General features: G+C 70.3%; 12 protein-coding genes. 6 read left to right on the top strand and 6 right to left on the bottom strand.

Features of this window, described 5'->3' with window-relative positions:
* Positions 1 to 57: 57 nt before the first annotated feature.
* Positions 58 to 2,475, bottom strand: a complete 2,418-nt coding sequence (locus ACIPYW_RS03315; protein ID WP_400410696.1) for an Ig-like domain-containing protein — start codon at positions 2,473 to 2,475, stop codon at positions 58 to 60.
* 275 nt (positions 2,476 to 2,750) lie between these two features.
* On the opposite strand from ACIPYW_RS03315, the gene dnaK reads away from it, so the two are divergent.
* The 5 genes from dnaK (at position 2,751) to ACIPYW_RS03340 (ending at position 8,061) form a co-directional block, all read left to right on the top strand.
* Positions 2,751 to 4,616: a molecular chaperone DnaK gene (gene dnaK / locus ACIPYW_RS03320; RefSeq protein ID WP_400410698.1), complete on the top strand. Its 1,866-nt coding sequence runs from the start codon at positions 2,751 to 2,753 to the stop codon at positions 4,614 to 4,616.
* A 2-nt stretch (positions 4,617 to 4,618) separates the two neighbouring features.
* Positions 4,619 to 5,281, top strand: a complete 663-nt coding sequence (locus tag ACIPYW_RS03325) for a nucleotide exchange factor GrpE (protein WP_400410700.1) — start codon at positions 4,619 to 4,621, stop codon at positions 5,279 to 5,281.
* Positions 5,282 to 5,303: 22 nt separating this feature from the next.
* Positions 5,304 to 6,311, top strand: a complete 1,008-nt coding sequence (locus ACIPYW_RS03330) for a DnaJ C-terminal domain-containing protein (protein ID WP_400410702.1) — start codon at positions 5,304 to 5,306, stop codon at positions 6,309 to 6,311.
* Between the two features lie 173 nt (positions 6,312 to 6,484).
* Positions 6,485 to 6,895: a heat shock protein transcriptional repressor HspR gene (locus ACIPYW_RS03335; protein ID WP_400412501.1), complete on the top strand. Its 411-nt coding sequence runs from the start codon at positions 6,485 to 6,487 to the stop codon at positions 6,893 to 6,895.
* A 23-nt stretch (positions 6,896 to 6,918) separates the two neighbouring features.
* On the top strand, positions 6,919 to 8,061 hold the full coding sequence (locus ACIPYW_RS03340) for a class I SAM-dependent methyltransferase (RefSeq protein ID WP_400410704.1): 1,143 nt from the start codon (positions 6,919 to 6,921) through the stop codon (positions 8,059 to 8,061).
* Positions 8,062 to 8,067: 6 nt separating this feature from the next.
* On the opposite strand, the gene ACIPYW_RS03345 is transcribed toward ACIPYW_RS03340, so the two are convergent.
* Positions 8,068 to 10,089: an acyltransferase family protein gene (locus tag ACIPYW_RS03345; protein WP_400410706.1), complete on the bottom strand. Its 2,022-nt coding sequence runs from the start codon at positions 10,087 to 10,089 to the stop codon at positions 8,068 to 8,070.
* A gap of 85 nt (positions 10,090 to 10,174) precedes the next feature.
* Here ACIPYW_RS03345 and ACIPYW_RS03350 point away from each other — a divergent pair, with 85 nt between their 5' ends.
* Positions 10,175 to 11,674, top strand: coding sequence for a polysaccharide biosynthesis tyrosine autokinase (locus ACIPYW_RS03350; protein WP_400410708.1), 1,500 nt, complete (start codon positions 10,175 to 10,177; stop codon positions 11,672 to 11,674).
* Positions 11,675 to 11,958: 284 nt separating this feature from the next.
* On the opposite strand, the gene ACIPYW_RS03355 is transcribed toward ACIPYW_RS03350, so the two are convergent.
* From ACIPYW_RS03355 to ACIPYW_RS03370, 4 genes are all read right to left on the bottom strand, one after another.
* Positions 11,959 to 13,338, bottom strand: coding sequence for a hypothetical protein (locus tag ACIPYW_RS03355; RefSeq protein ID WP_400410710.1), 1,380 nt, complete (start codon positions 13,336 to 13,338; stop codon positions 11,959 to 11,961).
* A gap of 81 nt (positions 13,339 to 13,419) precedes the next feature.
* The gene (locus ACIPYW_RS03360; protein WP_400410712.1) at positions 13,420 to 14,730 is read right to left on the bottom strand and encodes a lipopolysaccharide biosynthesis protein; all 1,311 of its coding nucleotides are present in this window, start codon (positions 14,728 to 14,730) and stop codon (positions 13,420 to 13,422) included.
* Positions 14,727 to 16,025, bottom strand: a complete 1,299-nt coding sequence (locus tag ACIPYW_RS03365; protein WP_400410714.1) for an O-antigen ligase family protein — start codon at positions 16,023 to 16,025, stop codon at positions 14,727 to 14,729. The genes ACIPYW_RS03360 and ACIPYW_RS03365 overlap by 4 nt, the downstream gene beginning before the upstream one ends.
* 49 nt (positions 16,026 to 16,074) lie before the next feature.
* Complete coding sequence (locus tag ACIPYW_RS03370) at positions 16,075 to 16,941, bottom strand: hypothetical protein (protein ID WP_400410716.1); 867 nt, start codon at positions 16,939 to 16,941, stop codon at positions 16,075 to 16,077.

The raw sequence follows: 16,941 nt of genomic DNA on the forward strand, positions 1-16,941 counted from the left end.
GAGGGGGAGGGCCCGGCGCGAGCCGGGCCCTCCGATGCAGCCAGAGCTACGGGAGCGCTACTGGGCGTTGCGGTCGACGGTGAAGGACGACGAGGTCGTCGAGGTCTTCCCCGACTTCGTGGTCTGCTTCACCTCGAGGCCGGCGTACGTGCCCCCGCGAGCGAGGTCGAACAGGGCAGTGGCACGCCAGGTGCCGTCGTCACCGACCGTGGCAGTCGCGACCGTGGTCCGCGACGAGCCGACCCGGATCTCCGCACCCGGCGTTGCCGTCCCGACGAACGTCGGACGCAGCGTCGTGACGTTCTCGTTCTGTGCCGGCGCCGACAGGGTCAGCTCCCGGAACGACTCGTTCGACACGGTGAAGGACGCACGGATCGTGCCCGTGACGGTCCCACGGACCGACTGATCGACGTAGAGGTTGTACGTGCCCGGCGCCAGCGGCGACGCCTCGTCGGTCTTCGCGATCCACTGACCGTTCACGACCGTGCCGCTCGCGACGACCCGCGACGAACCACGAACCGTGATCGTCGCACCCTCGTGCCCCGTGCCCCGGAACTCCGGAGTGAGGGTGTCGAGGACCGCGTCCGCACCCGGGCTGGTCAGGGTGTGCGGCGTCACGATCGAAGCGAGCTCACCGATCGTGAACGCGTGACGGACCGTCGACGTCAGCCCGCCCTTGCTGATCTGGTCGAAGTACAGGTCGTACTTCCCCTTGCCGAGTTCCATCGTGGACGTCGCCGACCACGAACCCGACACGACCATCGCCGACGCGACCTCACGGCTCGACCCACGCACCACGATCTTCGAACCGGTCTCACCGGTCCCCGCGAACTCGACCCGGCCCGGCGCGACGGTGCCGTCGCGCTCCGGCTTCGTCACGACCACCGCAGCAGCCGGCTGCCCGTAGTTCAACGTGAACGACTTCGACTCGGATTCCGGAGCGCCATCGATGATGACACTGAACGAGTTCACGCCCGAGATCGCCTTTGTCGGATCGATCTTGATCTCGTACGCGTCACCCTTCGCGACCGTGCGACCGATCTCGGTGCCGACCGAGTTGCGCAGCACCACCGTCGAACCGTTCGGCGCCGCACCGAACGCGGTTGCCGGCTTCGTCGCGTCAGCAGCATCGAAGCGGCCGTCAGCAGTCAGCTCGACCGTGCCCTCACCCGGGTTCACGACGATCGTCTCGGTCTGGGCGTTGCCGCCCTTCGACTGCTGCGTCACCGTCAGTTCGTGCTCGGATGCGCTCAGGGCCTCGGTCGTCGTGAGGTTCCACTGCGAGCTCTGGAACACGTTGGCGGTCCCGACGACCTTGCCGTCCTCCGCCACGGTGATCGTCGACGAAGGCTCACCCGTGCCTCGCAGCTTGAGCTTTCCGCCCGCATGCGCGAAGCCGTCCTCGGGGCGCGTGACAGCGAGCTGCGCGCCGTAGTCGATCGAGACCGCGGTCTTGCCGGTCTGTTCGCCGCCGTAGGACTGGACGACGTCGATCTCGTAGGCACCGGCCTTGTTCGGCGCCGGGAGCTCCATCGACCACGCGCCGGACATCGGCACCTCGTCAGACGCGACCAGCATGTTGCCGTTCTCGTCGAGTGCCTGCACGACCGCGCCCGGCTGCGCCGCTCCGGAGAGCACCACGAGATCGTCGCGCTCAGCGCCGAACTCGTGCTCGACCGTGAGGTCTGCGATCTTCAGCTCGACGTCGAAGTCGTGGAACCCGTACTGCTTCTTGTCGACGTACTGTTCGATGTGAACGGGGTTCTCCCCGAGCTGCAACCCCTCCAGCTCGTAGGACCACTCGCCATCCGCGTTCGCGCGGATCTCGTCGGCCCGGCCATCACCCCATGCGATAGCGACGAACGCGTTCGGGATCGCGGCGCCCGACACGACGGCCGAACGTCGGTCGAGGTCGGTCGAAACGACTCGTCCGCCGAACCCGAGGCCCTCGATGCCGACGAAATCGTTGGTGCTCGGCGCCGATGTGGACGGCGCGAAGTAGGACTGGTTGGTCATCGACCTGATGTTCGTCGTGAGGTACTTCGAGTACGCCGGGACCATGATGTTCCCGCGCTCATCCTGCATGAGCTCCGACTGGGGACCCCCACAGGGGTGCTCCTGGAACCATTCGCCAAGTGACGCGTGCTTTGCGTACCCCCAGCACTGGCCCGGGTTCTTCGTGTCCTCCAGCTGGAAGCGACCGTCACCGGTGGGGAGCACTCGGTACGACGTGGCGGCCTTCTGCGCGTCAGCGTAGGTCGGGAATTGGCGCACGTACGATGCGGAATGCGTGCGGAAGTTGTATTCATCGAGCTTCGCGATGATCTGCACCGTGCGCCCGTCCTTGGCCTCTTGGGGAGCGGAGCTCGGGTTCGCGCTGGCGGCAGCACCGAAGGAGAGGCCGGACGCGATGGTCGCGACGGCGAGCGCGGATGCGCCGAGGCCTTTCGCGATGCGTTTGGTCTTGTAGGACATGGTTGGTGATCCCTTTCGAGGGGTCGGGCCGCGAGGGCTCATCGGGAATGATCGGTCCACCCGCGACTCGCGGTCGTCGTGGTCGCGGGACACCCCGCTGCCATTTCAAAATATCAAACTCTGCGTAGGAATACAACACTCGCTATCGAAATGACTTGAGTCATTCGGACGCAACTTCCAGCCCTTCGAGTTGACGTGCCCCCTGTCAGGAGTAAGGTTGAGTCCATCGGACGCAAGTCCAACGACTTCCGCACCAAACGAAGGAGCACCAACACATGGGACGTGCAGTAGGCATCGACCTCGGAACCACCAACTCGGTCGTCAGCGTGCTCGAGGGTGGCGAGCCCACGGTCATCGCGAACGCTGAGGGCCTCCGCACCACGCCGTCGATCGTCGCCTTCACGAAGGACGGCGAGGTCCTGGTCGGCGAGACCGCCAAGCGCCAGGCGGTCACGAACGTGGACCGCACCATCGCCTCCGTCAAGCGCCACATCGGCACCGACTGGAAGGTCGACATCGACGGCAAGCAGTACACGCCGCAGGAGATCTCGGCTCGAACCCTCGGCAAGCTCAAGCGCGACGCCGAGCAGTACCTCGGCGAGGACGTGACCGACGCGGTCATCACCGTCCCGGCGTACTTCAACGACGCCGAGCGCCAGGCCACGAAGGACGCCGGTGAGATCGCCGGTCTCAACGTCCTCCGCATCATCAACGAGCCGACGGCCGCTGCGCTCGCGTACGGCCTCGACAAGGGCAAGGAAGACGAGCTCATCCTGGTCTTCGACCTCGGTGGCGGCACCTTCGACGTCTCCCTGCTCGAGGTGGGCAAGGACGACGACTTCTCCACGATCCAGGTCCGCGCGACCGCCGGTGACAACCGCCTCGGCGGCGACGACTGGGACCAGCGAATCGTCGACTTCCTCATCAAGAAGTTCAAGGACGAGCACGGCGTCGACCTCTCGACCGACAAGATCGCGAAGCAGCGCCTCAAGGAAGCCGCTGAGCAGGCCAAGAAGGAGCTCTCGTCGCAGATGTCGGCGAGCATCCAGCTCCCGTACCTCACGCTCACGGCCGAGGGTCCGCTCAACCTCGACGAGACCATCTCGCGTGCGCAGTTCGAGCAGATGACCTCCGACCTGCTCGACCGCACGAAGAAGCCGTTCAACGACGTCATCAAGGAGGCGGGTGTCTCGGTCAGCGACATCGCGCACGTGGTGCTCGTCGGTGGCTCGACCCGCATGCCCGCCGTGGCCGAGGTCGTCAAGTCGCTCACGGGCGGCAAGCAGCCGAACCAGGGCGTCAACCCGGACGAGGTCGTGGCCGTCGGTGCCGCGCTGCAGGCTGGTGTCCTGAAGGGCGAGCGCAAGGACGTCCTCCTCATCGACGTGACGCCGCTGTCGCTCGGCATCGAGACCAAGGGCGGCCTGATGACGAAGCTCATCGACCGCAACACCGCGATCCCGACCAAGCGGAGCGAGACCTTCACGACCGCCGACGACAACCAGCCGTCGGTCGCGATCCAGGTCTTCCAGGGCGAGCGCGAGTTCACCCGCGACAACAAGCCGCTCGGCACCTTCGAGCTGACCGGCATCGCGCCGGCGCCCCGTGGCGTCCCGCAGGTCGAGGTCACGTTCGACATCGACGCGAACGGCATCGTGCACGTGTCCGCGAAGGACAAGGGCACCGGCAAGGAGCAGTCGATGGTCATCTCCGGCGGTTCGTCGCTGCCGAAGGAGGACATCGAGCGCATGGTCCGCGAGGCCGAGGAGCACGCGGCCGAGGACAAGGCCCGCCGTGAGGCCAACGAGCGTCGCAACCAGGCCGAGCAGCTCGTCTACTCGATCGAGAAGCTCATCAAGGAGAACGACGACAAGCTCCCCGCGGACGTCAAGTCCGAGGTCCAGGCCGACGTCGACGCCCTGAAGTCGGCGCTCGCGGGTGAGGACGACGACGCAGTGAAGGCCGCGTTCGACAAGCTCAACGAGTCGCAGGGCAAGCTCGGCCAGGCGATCTACAGCCAGCAGGACGCGGGTGCCGCGGCCGGTGGCGAGCAGCCCGCGGGTGACCAGGCGACGCAGGACGACGAGGACATCGTCGACGCCGAGGTCGTGGACGACGAGGACGACAAGGACAAGAAGTAACGATGCCGAACCCCGAGGACAACGCACCGAAGGACAACGTGCCCGAGGATGCAGAGCCCCAGGTCGAGGGCGACGCCACCAACGCGCAGGAGCCCGAGGACCTCATCGAGGCGGAGGGGCCGGACGTGGAGGTCTCCACGGACGGCCCCGCCGCCGGCGGGCCGCAGAGCGACCTCTCCCCGGAGGACCAGGCGCTGCTCGACGACGCCGCCCGAGGCATCGCCGAGGACAAGCTGAGCGCCGAGGACCGCGACCTGGTCGCCGAGATGCGGGCGGACATGCTCCGTGCGCAGGCCGAGCTGGTGAACTTCCGGAAGCGCGTCGAGCGTGACCGTGAGGCGAACCGCGAGGTCGCCATCGCCGAGGTCGTCCGGGCGCTCCTGCCGGCGCTCGACGACCTCACCCGAGCCGAGGCCCACGGCGACCTCGCCGAGGGGCCCATGCAGGTCATCGGTCAGAAGATCCGCGGCGGCTTCGAGAAGTTCAAGCTCGTGCAGATCGGTGAGAAGGGTGAAGCCTTCGACCCGAACATCCACGAGGCGATCGTGCAGCTCCCGACGCCGGGTGCGACCGCGCAGACCGTGGCGGACGTCGTCGAGCCGGGCTACAAGCTCGGCGAGCGGGTCCTCCGTGCGGCCAAGGTCGCGGTCGCGGTCCCGGCCTGAGCGCGGGAGGAGGTAGGTACGGATGGCCAGTCAGGATTGGTTCGACAAGGACTTCTACAAGGTCCTCGGCGTCGACAAGACGGCGAGCGACGCTGAGCTGAAGAAGACCTACCGGAAGCTCGCGCGGCAGTACCACCCGGACTCCAACCCGGGTGACGCCGCCGCCGAGGCCCGCTTCAAGGAGATCAGCGAGGCCTACTCGGTGCTCTCGGACAAGGAGCAGCGCGCCGAGTACGACCAGGTCCGCGCCATGGGCTCGGGCGCCCGCTTCACGGCGGGCGGCCCGGGTGCCCAGGGCGGATTCGAGGACGTCTTCGGCGGCATGTTCGGCGGCGGTGGAGGCGGTCAGCGTGTCCGCTTCGGGCAGTCGGGCAACGGACGCGGAGGCCCCAGCGGCTTCGAGGACATCCTCGGCGGCATGTTCGGCGGCGGCGGCTTCGGCCAGTCCACCGGCGGCTACCGCGGCTTCGGCGGACCGTCGAAGGGTCAGGACGTCACGGCGTCCACGACGCTCGACTTCGCGACCGCGATCGCCGGCGACACCGTCAAGCTCTCGCAGGGCAACGGTCGTCCGGTGAACGTCCGGATCCCGGCCGGGGTCGCGGACGGGCAGAAGATCCGTCTCCGCGGGCGCGGGCAGCCGTCCCCCGACGGCGGTGAGGCCGGCGACCTCGTGGTCACGGTCTCGGTCCGGAAGCACCCGGTCTTCGAGCGCGACGGGCTCAACCTCCGCGTGGACGTCCCCGTGACGTTCGTCGAGGCGGCGCTCGGCGCGACGATCCAGGTCCCGACGCTCGGCGGCGAGCCCGTCAAGCTGCGGGTCGCCCCCGGCACCCCGTCGGGTCGCGTCCTGCGCGTCAAGGGTCGCGGCGTCGCCAGCAACAAGGGCACGGGCGACCTGCTCGCCACCGTGCAGGTCGCGGTGCCCTCCCACCTGTCGGACAAGCAGCGCGAGGCCGTCGAGGCCCTGGCAGCTGCGCTGTCCGACGAGGATCCCCGCGAGGACCTCCTCGCCAAGGCGCGCGGCTAGCGCGCTGCACGAAACCCGGCCTGGGCCCACGCCGCCGGTACCTGCCCGTCGCGGAGCGGCGGGCAGGCCGTGTCGGTGGGGAGAGGCTCGGCGCGGCTCCGTCAGGAAGCCGCACCGAGCCTCCAGGCTGGTCCGCACCACGAATACGACGAGAGGGGCGGTCGATGACCGACATGGACGAGAACTCGCCCGTCCTCGCCATCGCGATGGCGGCCGAGCTCGCGGAGATGCACCCGCAGACGCTCCGGCAGTACGACCGGCTCGGCCTCGTCGTGCCCGGCCGCACCCGCGGCGGGTCGCGGCGGTACTCGATGCGCGACATCGCCCAGCTGCGGGAGATCGCGCGGCTCGGGTCCGAGGGCGTCTCGCTCGAGGGCATCCGTCGGGTGCTCGAACTCGAGAACGAGAACCGGGCGCTGCGCTCGCGGGTGTCGGAACTCGAGACGGCCCTCGCCGACCAGCTCATCAACCGGCCGGGCGCGCGTGTGTTCGCGGCCTCGGCGACCGGCGGTGCGGTGCCGTTGCGCGCCGGGATGCGCCCGCAGCGGAACACGCAGATCGTCCTCTGGCGTCCGCCGCACTAGGGCGCACTGGGTAGGGTGGCGCCGTGCCACCGGACCTCGCCGACCTCTTCCGCCGTCGCGACGACGACGCGCCGGACCTGATCACGATCGACGGCACCGACCGCTTCATCCTCGACGAGGCGCCGCACGTCCACGGCGATGCGCTCCGGCAGCCGGGTGAGGTCGCGGTCGTCGACGACCGGAACGGTGTGCTCACGCTCGGGGTCATCTCGGTGCACGGCGCGTCGGACGTCCGGGTCGTGCAGGACTCCCTCGTCGGGGTCCGCGCGCTCGAGGCCAACGCCGGCGTCTTCGGGCGGCGGGGCTTCCACCATCCGGACTCCCTCGAACGGGCGTTCACCGACGCACGGCTCGTGCTGCTGCGCCTCTCGAAGTCGAACGACCGGCTCGACGAGATCGCCCGCGCGGTCGCCCGGTACGCCGCACCCGACGTGGTGCTGCTCTGCGGCGGGGTGTCGAAGCACATGAACCTCGGGCAGAACGACGTCCTCCGTCGGTACTTCGGCGAGGTGACGGCCTCGCGCGGGCGCGGGAAGTCGCGGCTCCTCGTCGCGCAGGACCCCCTTCGTGCCTCGGCCGTCCGCGCGGACACGTCGAACCCGTGGCCGCGGTCGGTCCACAACGACGAACTCGGGTTGACGCTCGTCGCGCACGGCGGGGTGTTCGCGGGACCGTCGCTCGATCAAGGCACGCGCGTGCTCCTCGACGTGGTGCGCGACGCCGTCCCGACCGCTCGGACCGCTGTCGACCTCGGCTGCGGGAACGGCGTCATCGCGGTGTCGCTCGCGCGGCAGCGGCCCGGCATCAAGGTCATCGCGACGGACGTGACGCAGACCGCGGTGGCGTCGACGAAGGCGACCGCGGCGGCGAACGGTGTGGAGGACCGCGTGCAGGTCGTGCGGACGGACGCGGGCGACGAGCTCCAGGACGGCTGCGCCCAGCTCGTGCTGTGCAACCCGCCGTTCCACGCGGACACCACGGTGACCACCGACGCCGCCGAGGCGATGTTCCGGAACGCGGCCACGATCCTCCAGTCCGGCGGGGAACTGTGGTGCGTCTGGAACTCGCACCTGCGTTACCGGCCGGTGTTGGAGCGTGTCGTCGGCGCGACGCGCCAGGTGGTCCGGACCGACAAGTTCACCGTGACGGCGTCGCGGGTCTCGTGACGCGGCTCAGCGTGCCTCCTCGATCGCCCCGCCGATCTGCCTCCACAGCGCACGTGCCCACGGCTCGGTGAGGTGTCCGTAGTCCCGGTACAGCAGGGTGTTCCCGGACACGACGCCGCACCGGGTGGCCGAGCAGAACCAGTCGGTGAGGTCGGCGTAACCGTGACCGGCGTCCTCGGTCACGCGCCGTTCCGAGGCGATCCAACCAGGGTCCACACCGACGTGCCGGTCGACGCTACAGGCGCCGGCGTCGTCGAGGTTCGCCGAGAGGCACCGCGGGACCGACTCCGCGAACTCCGGGGTGTCGGCGAGGACACTCGCCCGTGACCGCTCGGGCAGCGCGGCCAGCGTCCGACGCAGCCCCTCGCGCCACAGGTCGATCCGGGCGGCCCGGTCCGCCTCGTCGGGCGCACCCACGAGCGGCAGGTGCGCGGAACCGGCGACGAGCACGACGTCCGGTGCGTCGGCCGTGAGCCGCTGCAGCACTGCGGCTCGCCACACGTCGCACTCCCGGTAGGGGCGGCCCGACGTCCTGACCTCGACGTCGACCATCGTGCACGCGTTCTTCGTGTACCCGAGGACCCGGACCCCGCCGCGTCGTTCCGCCCAGCCCTCGAGTGCCGGCATCCAGTGCGCAGCGTGGGAGTCCCCCACGAGCGCGACCGTCAGGGCACCCTCGGGGTCTCCGAGCACGCACGAGTTCACCGTCGTGTCCGAGGTCGACTCCACGTGACAGCCCTCGCGTCGGTAGTCCGACGAAGCCTCGGTCGCCCGGTCGAGCTGTGGTTCGAGTCCGCTCGGGACGAACGGCGTGAAGGTCGGCGGTGCAGTGGGCGTCACATCAGCGGCGGAGCGGCCCGACGTCGACGTCCGAGGGTCGGTGGCCGTACCCGCCCCGAGGACGACGGCGACGGCGAGGGCACTCGCGGAGACCCCGAGCAGCACGGTCCGGACGTCCGGCGCACGGACACCACGGAACGGCTGCTCGACGTACCGCGTCGTCAGGTGCGCGAGGACGACGGCGGTGGCCAGCGCGACGAAGCGCGCCCAGAGCGGAAGGGGCGTCGCGAGTCCGATCGCGGCCTGGGGCAGGACGAGCAGCGGCCAGTGCCAGAGGTACAGCGCGTACGAGATGCCCCCGAGGTACTGCAACGGACGGACCCCGAGCAGGACGACGGGGCCGAACGGGTGGCCAGCGGCTCCACCCCACACGAGCGCCGCCGCAGAGAGGACCGGCAAGAGGACGGCCGTCCCCGGGTACGCGGTGGTCTCGTCGAACACGGTCGCCGCGAGGAGGATGCCCGCGAGACCCGCCCAGCCGATGCACGCGGCCGCGTGACCCCGCACGACCCCCCGCCGGGTCACCGCGACCGCGACGAGTCCACCGGCCGCGAGTTCCCAGGCACGGGACGGCAGGGAGAAGAAGGCCCACGGTTGGGACCGGTCCGTCAGCAGCACGGCGAGGGTCAGTGACAGTCCGATGAGCGCCACGATCGTGCCGACGAGCAGGGCCGTCCGCTGGCTGTCCGACGAACGGCGTCCGAGTCGCCAGACGAGCAGGAGCAGCAGTGGCCAGAGCAGGTAGAACTGCTCCTCGACCCCGAGGGACCAGTAGTGCTGGAACGGCGACGGAGCGGTCCCGGTGAGGTAGTCGGTGCCTTCCGATGCGAAGTACAGGTTCGGAACCGACAGGAACGAAGCCACCGCGGCGTCGACGAGTTCGCCACGTGCCAGGGGCGGGACGAGCCCGAGTCCGGCCACCGCCGTCACGAGGGCGACGACGATGGCCGACGGCAGGATGCGACGGACACGACGAGCCCAGAACGCAGCGAGGTCGACACGGCCCCGCTGCTCGAGCTCGCGGACGACGTGACCGGTGATGAGGAAGCCGGAGACCACGAAGAAGACGTCGACCCCGACGAACCCGCCGCCGAACGTGAGCCCGGCATGCTCGAGGAGGACGAGCGCGACCGCGATGCCGCGAAGGCCGTGCACATCCGTTCGGAACGCGGGGGAAGGGCTGGTCATCTCATCTCCGTTCAGGGCGGGTGACCAAATGCTATCATGTGATATATTTACTTGGACAACCGCTCCCCCCAGACAGGAACGCGACATGGACACGGCGAACCTCGTGAAGGTCTTCCGCAAGGGATGGCTCCTGATCACGATCGGCCTCTTGCTCGGCGGGGGCGCCGGGCTCACCGCCGCCGAGGCCGCGACACCGGAGTACACGGCAGCGGTCAAGCTCTTCGTCGCGGTCCGCACTCCGGACGCAGCATCCGCGACCGACGTGTCGCAGGGCAACGCCGCAGCACAGCAGAAGGTCCGCTCCTACGCGGACGTGATCCTGACCGAGAGCATCCTGCAGCCGGTGATCGACGAACTCAGGCTCGACACGACCCCGACAGCGCTTGCGCGACGCGTGCAGCCGACGATCAACACGAACACCGTCGTGATGACGATCGCCGTCACCGACGAGTCGGCCCGACGTTCGGCGCGCATCGCGGACGCCATCGGCACGAGCTTCATCCGCGTCATCGAAGGACTCGAGAAGCCGAGTCCCGACGCGACGAGCCTCGTCCGGGCCTCGACCATCCAGGGCGCCGTCGTCCCGTCCGCGCCCTCCTCGCCGAACACGCCGTTGCACCTCGCCGTCGGTCTCGCGCTCGGCGCCCTGCTCGGGTTCGGCGCAGCACTCCTCCGGAGCGTTGTCGACACCAGGGTGCACGGGCCGCGCGACGTCGCCACCAGCACCGACTCGCCGATCCTCGCCACGCTCGGCTTCGACCACGACGCGAAGCGCCGCCCGCTGATCGTCTCCGCGGACCCGCGCAACCCGCTCGCCGAGGCGTACCGGGCGCTCCGGACCAACCTCCAGTTCGTCGACCTCGGGTCCGGCAACGGCAGCTTCGTCGTGACCTCCGCGATGCCCAGTGAAGGGAAGACCACGTCGACCGCGAACCTCGCCATCGCGCTTGCCGAGACCGGCGCACGCGTGGTGCTCATCGACGCCGACCTTCGCCGACCGCGGGTCGCCGAGGTGATGGGGCTCGAGAACGCCGCGGGCCTCACCGATCTCCTCATCGGTCGAGCCGAGGTCCACGACGTCGTCCAGCCGTGGGGGCGCACCAAGCTCGACGTGCTCCCCGCCGGACTCGTCCCGCCGAACCCGAGCGAGCTCCTGGGATCGGCCGCGATGCAGGCGCTGCTGGAGCTCCTGACGGCGCAGTACGACCACGTGCTCCTCGATGCTCCGCCGCTCCTCCCGGTGACCGACGCCGCGGTGCTCGCGTCGATGACCTCCGGTGCCGTCGTGGTCACCTCGGCCCGCAGCAGCCGGACGCCGCAGCTCCGTGCCGCACTCGACCGCCTCGAGCGGGTGGGAGCGTCCGTCCTCGGCGTGGTCGTCAGCATGGTGGCCTTCCGTAGGCGCAAGGGGTACGGCGGCGCGTACGGATCGGCGTACGGGGCGTACTACGGCGGCGCCGCGACGATCGACCTGGCAACCGCCGCACCGAAGCGTGGGCGTCGACTGCGCGACACCGAGACGGGGGCGTTTCCGGTTGCACCGGCGGTACCGATCCGGTCGCAAGCGGACGACTCCGCGACCTGAGGACCGGTCTGCCTGGGCAACGGACGCGCACGGCGGGGCTGGCCGGTCCCGGCGGTGGGCTGGACGGATCCGGCCGGACCGGTCTCGCAGACCGGCCTGGCCGGTCCGGCCGGTCCGGCCGGGCCGGCCGGGCGGGCCAGGCGAGCGGGACGGGTCGGGGGGGCCTGGCCGAGCCGACCCGAGCCGAGCCGGGCGCACCGGCCGGCTTGGCCGGTCGGGGGGGGGGCCGAGCCTGCCCGTGTGGCGGCCAGACCGGTCCAGTGCGCCTTTCAGCTCGCCATCGCTCAGGCGAGCACGGTGAATGTCGAGTTCCGCTCCAAACCCGTCGCTGCTGTCCACTCCGCTCGCTGATCGATGCGCTCGGACCGCTGCCAGTGCAGACGTGTGGTCGGCGCGAGCCGGATCGCGTTCTCGTCGCTCGTCAACCCGACGGGCACGCGGACCTTCGCGTAGAGGTAGGCGTCCGAGGCGCCGGCGAACTCATTGCCCCGCATGGCGATCCGAGCCTCCACGGCGTCCGAGTAGAACAGCGCGTGCGACCCCTTCCCCGACCGGTCGAGTCGGACACGCGCGCTCCAGCTCGACCCGGCCCGCGACGCTCTGGTGCCGCGGACGGCACAGGTCGACACGGTGCCCGGATCAGGGTCGCCGGAGGACCAGTACTCGAAGGTCTGCATGTTCCGGTCCGAGACGTTGCCGTTGAACTCGACGTTCGACCACGATGGCCCCGACACCACCGCGGGCCCCTGGATCGTCATCGCGGTGTCCCAGCAGTCGATGATCGTGTTGGCGCCGATCAGGACGTCCGTGGCACCGCTCCACACCTGTACGCCGTTGCCCATCCTGGAGACGCCGTCCGAGGCGAAACCACCCCCGGCCTCGCCGACGATGCAGCTTGCGAGCGTGAACCCCTGCGTCCGGACGGCGGAACTCGCCGTCTGCACCGCGTTGCGCCCCGTACCGAGGAGGGCGAGGTCGCGGACGGTCGTTCCAGAGCGCCCCTCGAGGATCGGTTCCGCCACCGCCAGCCACACACGCCGGCCGTCGGTGCTCGGGTTCTCTGTGCACCGCACCGTGACGACGGGCCCGATCGACGTGAACTGCCAGTCTTCGGTGAGCGCGCTGGTCGAGGCCTTCCGGTCACCGTGCATCGTGCCGTCGACCTTGAGGAACCCGATCTCCGTCGTCCAGGTGCTCACGTGGCCGTGATGCGTCCGTCCGATGTTCGCTGCACTGAGGTCGACCTGCCAGAGACCGTCACCGACGGCGTCCCAGCACCGCTCCCCCTGGACGTACTTGTAGGTCGTGATCACCGGCGCTTCGGATTCGTCGCCCCAGGACTCGAACCGTAGTCCGCGCGTCGATCCGGGTCGGATGATGCCGTGGAACCGTCTACCGCGCCGGAAGCGCACGGTGCTCCCGGCCGCGACGACTCCGGACGCGATCGCCTGGTTCACCCTCGCAGTCGTCGCCCAGGGGCGCGTCCGACTGCCGTCGGCGGTGTCGTCGCCCGCGGCGGAGTCGACGAAGTACTCCGCGGTGGCCGCACGCGCCGGACTCGTCCAGACCGTCAGCGCTGCCGCGGCCAGTCCCGCGGCGCCACCGGACAGCACTGTTCGTCGGCGCAGCCGCGCGGCGCGCGGCGGTTCGTTGTGGTCGTGCATGTCGTTCCTCTCCGCGCCGCACTCCGCAGCGCCGCGAGGACCCTACGGGCGCGGGCATTCGAGGACCGAAGCGTTCACATGTCACATGGTCGGACGGCCCCGAACGCGCCGCACGACGCGGCCGCAGGCGCGGAGGTCACTCGCGCGGAGGCCGTAGAACGAGCGCGGCGGAATGCCGTGTCGCTGCCAGACCTGCAGGACGTTCAGCGAGCTCGACACGAACGAGCCGACCAGGGTGCCGATCGCCGCCCCGACGGCACCGAGCCCGGGAACGAGCAGCACGACGAGGGTCGTGCTGACCGCCGCTGCGACGACGAGCGACCAACTCCGTCGCCCGGGCGCGCCCCGGGCACTCAGCGTCACGCCGGCGAGAGCGCCCTGACCCCCGACCGCCGTGGCCAGCAACAGGACGAGGCACGCGGGCAGCGCGGCTGCGAACTCGGGCCCGAACACGACGGGCACCCACCACCAGGCAGTCGCGGCGAGCACGGCACTCACGACGAGGGACAGTGCTGACGAGATGCGCGAGGCCGCGAGCATGCGTCGGTCATCGGCCTCTGCTGCGTCCGCCGCGAACGAGACGTCCCGGACGGCGTTGCTGATGACGAGCGGGAGGTCCGCGACGTTGACGGCGACGACGTAGAGTCCGAGCTCGGCCGGCCCGGACAGCGGCGTGATGAGCGCTTGGTCGAGCCGCGTGAGGAGCACGCCGGCCACCGACCCGAACCACACCCGGATCCCGAATGACAGGACGTCGCGGGAGCGGGCGTCCACGGAATCGACAGGCCCCACGACCGGGTCCGTACGGAGCAGCCCGAGGTACGCGGCGGCACCGACCACGGGGGCGAGCGCGAGGACGACCACCGCGCTCACCACCTCGAGCGTGCCGGCCGCGGCCAGGGCGGCGAGCGCGGTCAGCCGTGCACCAGCCGTGACCGCGCGCTCGACGGTGACGAGCCGCCATCGGTGGCGTCCGCTCGCGACCGCCTGGAGCAGCGTGGTCAGGAGGGTCGGGACCACTGCGACCGCGGCGACGCTCACCAGGGTCACCAGGGTGTCGTCCCCACCGCCGAAGAAGGGCGACGTGAGCACCACTGCGACCGTGACGACGGCCCCCGCGAGGACGAGGACGCCCGCCGCCCGCCAGACGAACGGCCCCGCGAGCCACGGTTGCCGAGCGATCGAGCGGGTGACGGAGGCCGGGACCCCGAAGGTCGCGAGGGCCACCGCGAGGAAGAGCGGGGCCGTGGCCGACGCGACCGCTCCTCGCCCGTCCACACCGAGCGCGAGTGCGAGGATCGGTGCCGTCGCGATCGACGCGAGCGGCGGGAACGCGTTCCCGACGAGGGCCGCGAGGATGTTCCCCACACGGTTCTGGTGCCCGGCGGTCACAGCCCGGCCCTGACGGTGCAGCGCGGGTCGGCCCGGTCCGGCAGGTCCGCGGTCGGGATCTCGCCCCGACCTCCACCCGCGTCGCCGGCCCCGCTCCCCGGGACGATCGCCAGCAGCAGGAAGAGCAGCAGCCCGATGGGGGTGTTGGTGCTGAGCGAGTTGAAGCCCATGAGCGTCAGCAACGTGAGCGCCGCCGCGAGGCGCGTTCCCGGGGTCCGCACCGCCCCCGCTCGCCGGGCGAACACGAGTCCGACGATCGCCGCGAAGAAGAGCACAGCCGCCACCAGCCCGAAGTCGACTGAGAACATCAGGAACGGGTTCTCGAAGGTGTTCCCGATCAGGGCGTTGCGGGTGACCTGCTCGCTCGCACCGAAGCCGCGGCCGATGACCGCGGTCTCCCGCCATTGCTCGACGGCGAGACCGATCGTCTTGAAGCGGGCCGACGACGAGCCACCGTCGTCCTCGAGGCGGTCGTTGACGATCGCTCCTGCGGCGCTCCCCAGGAAGGTCGTCAGGCCGATGGTCGCCGCGCCGAGCGCAGCGACCTTGACGACCGCGGCGATGCGCGACCGGAGGATGAGCACCACCACCGCGAGCACCGCCGCGAAGAGGGCGGATCGCGAACCGGTCAGCGCCACCCCCACGACGAGCAGGACGGGTACCGCGGTCCGTGCCCAGGCCGTGCCGAGCGCGGCCGCCATCGGGACAGCGGCTGAGATCCACAGTGCAGCGACGAGCGGGTGGTCGAAGGTACCGAGCATCCGCGCGGAGTCCGTCGCCCACCACCGCAGTCCCGCCAGCGTGCTCAGCCACGGCTGCGGCACGAGGACCGACCAGATCCCGAGGATCAGGAGCGTCTCGCCGACGGCGACGAGGACGATCATCCGGGCGACGGCGCTCGGGAGTCCGGGCTGGTCGGTCGACCGGGCTCGGACGACCAGGAACACCATCGTCGGAGCGATGAGCTGCAGCACGATCGTGCCGAGATCGCCGGCACGCCCGGTGAACCACGACGTGGCGATCGCGATGGCGATGAACACGAGCAGGACGGCAGTGACAACCGCGTGGCGACAGAGGACACGGCCGACTTGGCGTGGGTCACGGACGAAGGTCACCACGAGGAGCGCGATGCCGATCGTGGTCGCCGGGTGCCAGCTCGTCCCGAGGAGGCTCCGGGCGACCTCGAACGGCAGGAGGGCGGCGGAGAGGACCACAGCCGCGATGCCCCACTGTGGCCGACGGACGGTCGCGAGGGCGACCACGAGGGACAGAGCGATCTGGACGAGGAACAGCACGAGGAGCCTCCTGAACGGGTCGCTCCATTAGAACATGACATGTGTTATTTCAACAAGGGGTCCACGCGCCTCGGACGACGAGATCGCTGTCCGTCGGCGACCAGAGCGACGCGCGGACGCGGTCGTTCCGGCCGGCTCGGACGTTCTGGTCGAGGAGCGCGGGCGAGCGCCGCAGCCCCCGGATCGGCCAGAAGACGACACCATCGAGGGCGGTGACCGGAAGCACGGGGACCGCCGCCCGGAGCGACCGGTGGTGGAGCCAGGTGTCCGACGACCCTGGGGCGACCGACCTGAACCCGTCGCCGGCATCGCGCAGTGCGTCCAGGAACGCCGGCGGGTACAGCACCCCCTTCACCCCGACCGCGTAGTTGCGCGGCGTCACCTCGGCAGACGTGGCCCGCTCCCAGCGGTCGTAGGGCAGGACGCGATCGTCCTCGACGGTGATGCGGTTGACCCGATGCGCGAACACAGCATCCGGCCGACGAACGTGCTCCGCGACGAGGGTCTCGAGCCACCTTCGCGGGTAGAGCACGTCGTCGTCCGCGGTCACCATCGGGACGCGGTGCTGCGCCAGCGAGCAGACGTAGGGGAAGTACTTCTTGTGCGGGCCGAGGTCCTCGCACGGCCGGAGTTCGACCCCACGTGCCACGAGGCGACGCAGCCCCCGTGGAGGCTCGGCGAGCAGGGCGCCGTCATCGATCCAGACGATCAACCTCGACGGCCGCACGCTGCCGGCCCCGATGGACGCCAGCGTCAGGTGGACCGCACGGGCACGGGCACCGTACGTGGTCAGCGAGACCACGGGTCCGTCGGGCGCCGTCAGCGGATGACGCCCGAACCGGGCGCGGACGGCCGCCGACGCCATGTGCACGTACGACGCGAAGAGCCGGAGCGGGTCACGAGGAAGGGGGCGCAT

This window comes from Curtobacterium sp. NPDC089689 (genome assembly GCF_044749145.1).
GTDB lineage: Bacteria > Actinomycetota > Actinomycetes > Actinomycetales > Microbacteriaceae > Curtobacterium.

Excerpts from the sequence above, each read along its gene's own strand:
- ACIPYW_RS03315 (WP_400410696.1), bottom strand. The coding sequence starts at position 2,475 with ATGTCCTACAAGACCAAACGCATCGCGAAAGGCCTCGGCGCATCCGCG.
- dnaK (WP_400410698.1), top strand. The coding sequence starts at position 2,751 with ATGGGACGTGCAGTAGGCATCGACCTCGGAACCACCAACTCGGTCGTC.
- ACIPYW_RS03325 (WP_400410700.1), top strand. The coding sequence starts at position 4,619 with ATGCCGAACCCCGAGGACAACGCACCGAAGGACAACGTGCCCGAGGAT.
- ACIPYW_RS03330 (WP_400410702.1), top strand. The coding sequence starts at position 5,304 with ATGGCCAGTCAGGATTGGTTCGACAAGGACTTCTACAAGGTCCTCGGC.
- ACIPYW_RS03335 (WP_400412501.1), top strand. The coding sequence starts at position 6,485 with ATGGACGAGAACTCGCCCGTCCTCGCCATCGCGATGGCGGCCGAGCTC.
- ACIPYW_RS03345 (WP_400410706.1), bottom strand. The coding sequence starts at position 10,089 with ATGACCAGCCCTTCCCCCGCGTTCCGAACGGATGTGCACGGCCTTCGC.
- ACIPYW_RS03350 (WP_400410708.1), top strand. The coding sequence starts at position 10,175 with ATGGACACGGCGAACCTCGTGAAGGTCTTCCGCAAGGGATGGCTCCTG.
- ACIPYW_RS03355 (WP_400410710.1), bottom strand. The coding sequence starts at position 13,338 with ATGCACGACCACAACGAACCGCCGCGCGCCGCGCGGCTGCGCCGACGA.
- ACIPYW_RS03370 (WP_400410716.1), bottom strand. The coding sequence starts at position 16,941 with ATGCGCCCCCTTCCTCGTGACCCGCTCCGGCTCTTCGCGTCGTACGTG.